At 71.2% G+C, this 5,231-nt stretch carries 2 protein-coding genes; both read left to right on the top strand.

Translation table 11 applies throughout. From position 1 onward, the window contains the following. The first annotated feature begins 163 nt into the window (after nt 1-163). Complete coding sequence (locus QH276_RS17435) at nt 164-2,044, top strand: type I polyketide synthase (RefSeq protein WP_280397729.1); 1,881 nt, start codon at nt 164-166, stop codon at nt 2,042-2,044. Beyond that, nucleotides 2,041-5,231 (top strand): type I polyketide synthase (locus tag QH276_RS17430; protein ID WP_280406810.1); only part of this gene is annotated, 3,191 nt, incomplete at its 3' end. The genes QH276_RS17435 and QH276_RS17430, both read left to right, overlap by 4 nt.

Genomic DNA, 5,231 nt, shown 5'->3' with positions numbered 1-5,231 from the left:
GCCCTGGCCGGCACCGCCCAGAAGCGGAGCCGCCGAGGAGAACAGCACGAACGCCGACAGTTCACGGTCGCGCGTGGCCTCGTCGAGGTGCAGGGCGGCGGGGGGGGGGGGGGGGCGCCCCCCCCCCGACGCGGCCGGCCGGCCGGTGTTCACCGCCCGGCGTGTGCTGGGGCGCCCTGTCTCGCCCGGCCAGTTGGGCGCCGCCGCCGCCGACCGGGACGCCCTGTTCCGCATCGACTGGCGGCCGGTCGAGCCCGGAGCCGATGACGGCACGCTATGGATGAGCTGGGAGACAGTGGACGCCGGTGCGGAAGCCCCTCCCGTGGTGGTGCTCGAGTGCCGTGGCGGGGAAGGGGCGCTGCCGTCTCGCGTGCGTGCGCTCACCGGTCGCGTTCTCGGAATCCTGCAGACATTCCTGAGCGAGGACCGGTTCGCCGGCAGCCGGTTGCTGGTGGTGACCCAGGGCGCGGTCGCGCTTCCCGGTGAGGGGGTCACCGACCTCGCCGCGTCCGCCGTATGGGGTCTGGTCCGCTCGGCGCAGGCCGAACAGCCGGGACGAATACTCGTGGCGGACCTCGATACCGGCACCGATGCTCCGGTGGGCGCGCTGATCGCCACGTCGGAACCGGAGATCGCGGTGCGCGGCGCCGGGTATCTCGTGCCCCGGCTGGCCCCGGTGACCGACGCCGCACCGACCGGCGACCTCGCCGGCGTCTGCGCCGGAGGAACAATTCTCGTCACCGGTGGCACCGGCGTGCTCGGGGCCCGGGTGGCCGAACATCTGGTGCGCGAACACGGCGCCCGGCACCTGACCCTGGTCGCTCGCCGGGGTGCCGAGACGCCCGGCGCCGAAGACCTGCGGGCGCGGCTGAACGAATTCGGTGCGACGGTGGACCTGGTGGCCTGCGATATCGCCGATCGGGAGGCCGTCCGGCAGATGCTTGCCGGCATCCCCGATTCGGCTCCGCTCGCCGGTGTTGTGCACACCGCCGGGGTCTTCGACGCCGGCGTCATCGCGTCGCTGTCCCCGGAACGCCTGGAGAGCGTGTTCGCCGCGAAGGTCGACGGCGCCTGGAATCTGCACGAACTCACCGCGGAGTCGGATCTCGGACTCTTCGCGCTGTTCTCCTCGACCGGCGGGCTGATCCTGCCCACCGGTCAAGGCGGGTACGCCGCGGCCAACGTGTTCCTCGACGCGCTCGCCGGGTATCGGCGGGCCCGGGGCGCCGCGGCCACATCCCTGGCGTGGGGTCCGTGGGAGGGGGCGCAGATGGGCCTCGAACCGACCGGTCTCGCGGTACGGCGCGTGCTGCGCAGCGGGGTGCTGCCATTGGCTCATGACACCGCGTTGCGGCTGTTCGACCTCGGCGTCGCCGGCCCGGACGCGGTGGTGGTGCCGGCCCATATCGATCGCACGGCACTGCGCCGGCACCCCGGCGAGCTGCCCGCGCTCCTGCGCGGGCTCGTCCCGGGGTCCGGCCGCCGCCGGGCCGCCGCCGGCGCGGTGGCATCGGTGGGCCGGGAGAAACTCGCCGCCCTGCCGCCCGACCGGCGCCGCGAGCATCTCCTCATGGAGGTGCGCCGCCTGGCCGCGGAAGTACTGGGACACGCGTCACCGGAGGATATCGACCCGGATACCGCCTTCAGCGACCTCGGTTTCGATTCGCTGGCCGCGATCGAGATGCGCAACAAGCTGCGGGCGGCGACCGGGCGCACGGTCGGCGTCGCCGCGGTGTTCGACTACCCCACGGTCACGAAACTGTCGGAATGGCTCCTGGAAGACCTCGGATTCTCCGGTGACGGGCCGACGCCGGAGGAGCCGAGTGATGCCGAGATACGGCGGCAGCTGGCTGCCGTCCCGATAGCCGCGCTGCGCGGCAGCGGTCTGCTCGACGCGCTGTTGCGCCTGACGGAAACCGGCGCGCCGGCCGCGCCCGAGGCGGCCTCCGAGCAGGCCGGATCGTCGATCGACGAGATGGACCCGAGCGAACTGGTGCGGCACGTGCTCGCCACCCAGCGCCGGTCGGAACGGGAGCGATCATGACCTCGACCGAGGATCTGCTGCACGCACTGCGCGTGGCGGCGAAGGAGAACGCCTATCTCCAGCAGGAGATCACCGATCTCCGGGAGAGCGCCGCCGAGCCGATCGCGATCGTCGGCATGGGCTGCCGCTACCCGGGGGGAGTCGATTCCCCCGCGGGTCTCTGGGAGCTGGTCGCGGCGGGGCGAGATGCCGTGGGCGATTTTCCCGGCGATCGGGGCTGGCCGGACGACCTCTACGATCCGGCACCCGGGCGGAATGGAAAATCATCCACGCGCTACGGCGGTTTCCTCTACGACGCAGGGGATTTCGACGCGGGATTCTTCGGGATCTCGCCCCGGGAGGCCACCCTCACCGATCCCCAGCAGCGGATTCTGCTCGAGGTGGCCTGGGAATCTCTCGAACGAGCGGGTATCGACCCGGTATCACTGCGGGGCACCGACACCGGGGTGTTCACGGGAATCATGCATCACGACTACGCGGGTATAGGCGGTGCGGGATCGCTGGCGTCCGGCCGGGTTTCCTACGCGCTGGGACTGGAGGGGCCCGCGGTGTCGGTGGATACGGCGTGTTCCTCCTCGCTGGTGGCGATACATCAGGCGTGCCGGGCACTTCGGTCGGGTGACTGCGGGATGGCATTGGCCGGTGGTGTCACGGTCATGGCCACACCCTGGCTGTTCGTGGAATTCTCGCGCCGGCAGGCGCTTGCGCCGGATGGCCGGTGTAAGTCGTTCGGTGGGAGTGCCGATGGGGTGGGGTGGGGTGAGGGCGCCGGTGTGGTCGTGCTGGAGCGCCTGTCGGTCGCGCGACGGCTCGGGCACGAGGTCTTGGCGGTGGTGCGGGGGTCGGCGGTGAATCAGGACGGTGCGTCGAACGGGTTGACCGCACCGAACGGTCCGTCTCAGCAGCGCGTGATCCGGGCCGCGCTGGCGAATGCGGCGTTGTCCGCGGCCGCGGTGGATGCGGTGGAAGCACACGGCACCGGGACCACCCTGGGTGATCCCATCGAGGCGCAGGCGTTGCTGGCGACCTACGGGCGCGGGCGGGGCGAGGGCCGGCCGTTGTGGCTGGGGTCGGTGAAGTCGAATATCGGTCATACCCAGGCGGCGGCGGGGGTGGCCGGCGTGATCAAGATGGTCGAGGCGATGCGGCATGGTGTGTTGCCGCGGACGTTGCATGCGGAGGTGCCGAGTCCGCACGTGGATTGGGCTTCGGGCGCGGTGGCGTTGTTGACCGAACCCCAGCCCTGGACGCCCACCGGTGTGCCGCGGCGGGCCGGCGTGTCGTCGTTCGGACTCAGCGGGACGAACGCGCATCTGATCCTCGAACAAGCCCCGGTGCCGGGGGCCGTGGAACCCGCAGCGGAGGGCGGCGCCGTGCGGGTGGGAACCGGGGCGGTGCGGTCGCCCGCGGCCGGTGGGAATCCCGCCGCGGCGCGGGCGGAATCGCGGGGTTTCGACACGTTGGTGGCCCCGGTGCCTTTGGTCGTGTCGGGTAGGTCGGCGGAAGGCGCTGTGGCACAGCGGGAAAAGGTGCGGGCATGGATGGAGGGACAGGAAGACCGCAGCCCGGTGGACATCGGGTGGTCACTGGCGACCACCCGTGCGCACCTGCCGTGGCGTTCGATGCTCTTCGCCGGAGATACGGGGTTCGTGGGGGACTCCGGCGAACCCGTACGGGCGGCCTCGGGGAAGACGGCGGTGGTTTTTCCGGGTCAGGGGTCGCAGTGGGCGGGTATGGGGAAGGAGTTGTTCGAGGCTTTTCCGGTGTTCCGGGAGGTGATCGAACAGATCTGTGATCCGGGGTGGTTGTTCGATTCGGCAACGGATGTGGACCGTACCGAGAACACGCAGTTGGCGGTGTTCGCGGTGGAGGTGGGGTTGTATCGGTTGCTGGAGTCGTGGGGTGTGGTGGCCGATGTGCTGGTGGGGCATTCGATCGGGGAGATCGTCGCCGCGCATATCGGGGGCAGCGTCTCGCTCGAGGATGCCGTCACGGTGGTATCGGCGCGCGCCCGACTGATGGCGGCACTGCCGGGCGGCGCCATGCTGGCGATCGAGGCGGCCGAATCGGCGGTGACGCCCGATCTTCCCGCCGGGTTGTCGGTGGCGGCGGTGAATGCGCCGGAGTCGGTGGTGGTATCCGGTCCGGCTCCGGCGATCGGTGAGATGGAACGGGTGTGGGGCAAGCGCACCCGCGTCCGGCGGTTGCGTGTCTCGCATGCGTTCCATTCGGAAATGGTCGAGCCGATGCTCGCCGAATTCGAGGCGGTATGTCGCGGCGTGACCTGGCAGGCACCGCGAATTCCGATGGTGTCGAGTGTGACGGGCCGCGTGGAACCGGAGCTCTTCACCGATCCCGGATACTGGGTGCGCCAGGTACGCGAGACCGTGCGATTCGCCGACGCGCTCACCGCCGCCCGTACCGCCGGTGCGGCGAGATTCGTCGAGGTCGGCGCGGATGCGGCGGTGGCACCGTTGATTCCCCGCACCGTGGGTGGTGATGTGGCGGTGCTGGCCGCACAACGGCGCGGCCGGGACCAGACAGCCGAACTCCTGCGCTGCTTCGGAGCCATGTACTGCCATGGCGCGCGGGTGGACTGGGGGAAATTCTTCGCCGGTACCGGTGCGCGGACGGTGGAGTTGCCGACCTATGCGTTTCAGCGCAGCCGGTATTGGCTGTCCGCCGGGACGGCGCTCGGCGACCCCACCCTGCCAAGTGTGCGGCGTCTGGACCATCCGCTCCTGTCCGCGGCGGTCTCCGTCGCGGGATCGTCGCAGGTCGTGGTGACCGGACGGATATCGGTGCCGGCCCATCCGTGGCTGGCCGATCATGTGGTGTTCGGCGCGGTACTGCTCCCGGGGTCGGCCTTCGTGGAGCTGGCATACGCCGCGGCGGAGGCGGCGGACTGTGCGGAAATCCGGGAGCTGGTCGTGGAGGCGCCACTCGGCCTGCACCCGGAGGTCGCGACGCAGGTGCAGGTGGTGCTGGGTGCGCCGGACCACGCGGGCGACCGGACGCTCGAGATCCACGCCCGAACCGACCTCGAGGACGCGACCGAGGGATGGGCGCGTCATGCCGTGGGGGTCGTGAGCAGGGCGAGCACTATTTCCGCGGATACGAGCCCGGACAGTCCGCAGGGGTGGGCGCCCGGCCGGCGGCCCCCGGGGGGGGGGGGGGGGCCGGTCGA

Origin of the sequence: Nocardia carnea (genome assembly GCF_029869215.1) — a bacterium.
Classification (GTDB): Bacteria; Actinomycetota; Actinomycetes; order Mycobacteriales; family Mycobacteriaceae; genus Nocardia; species Nocardia carnea_B.
This window is presented reverse-complemented; position numbering and strand designations above follow the sequence as displayed.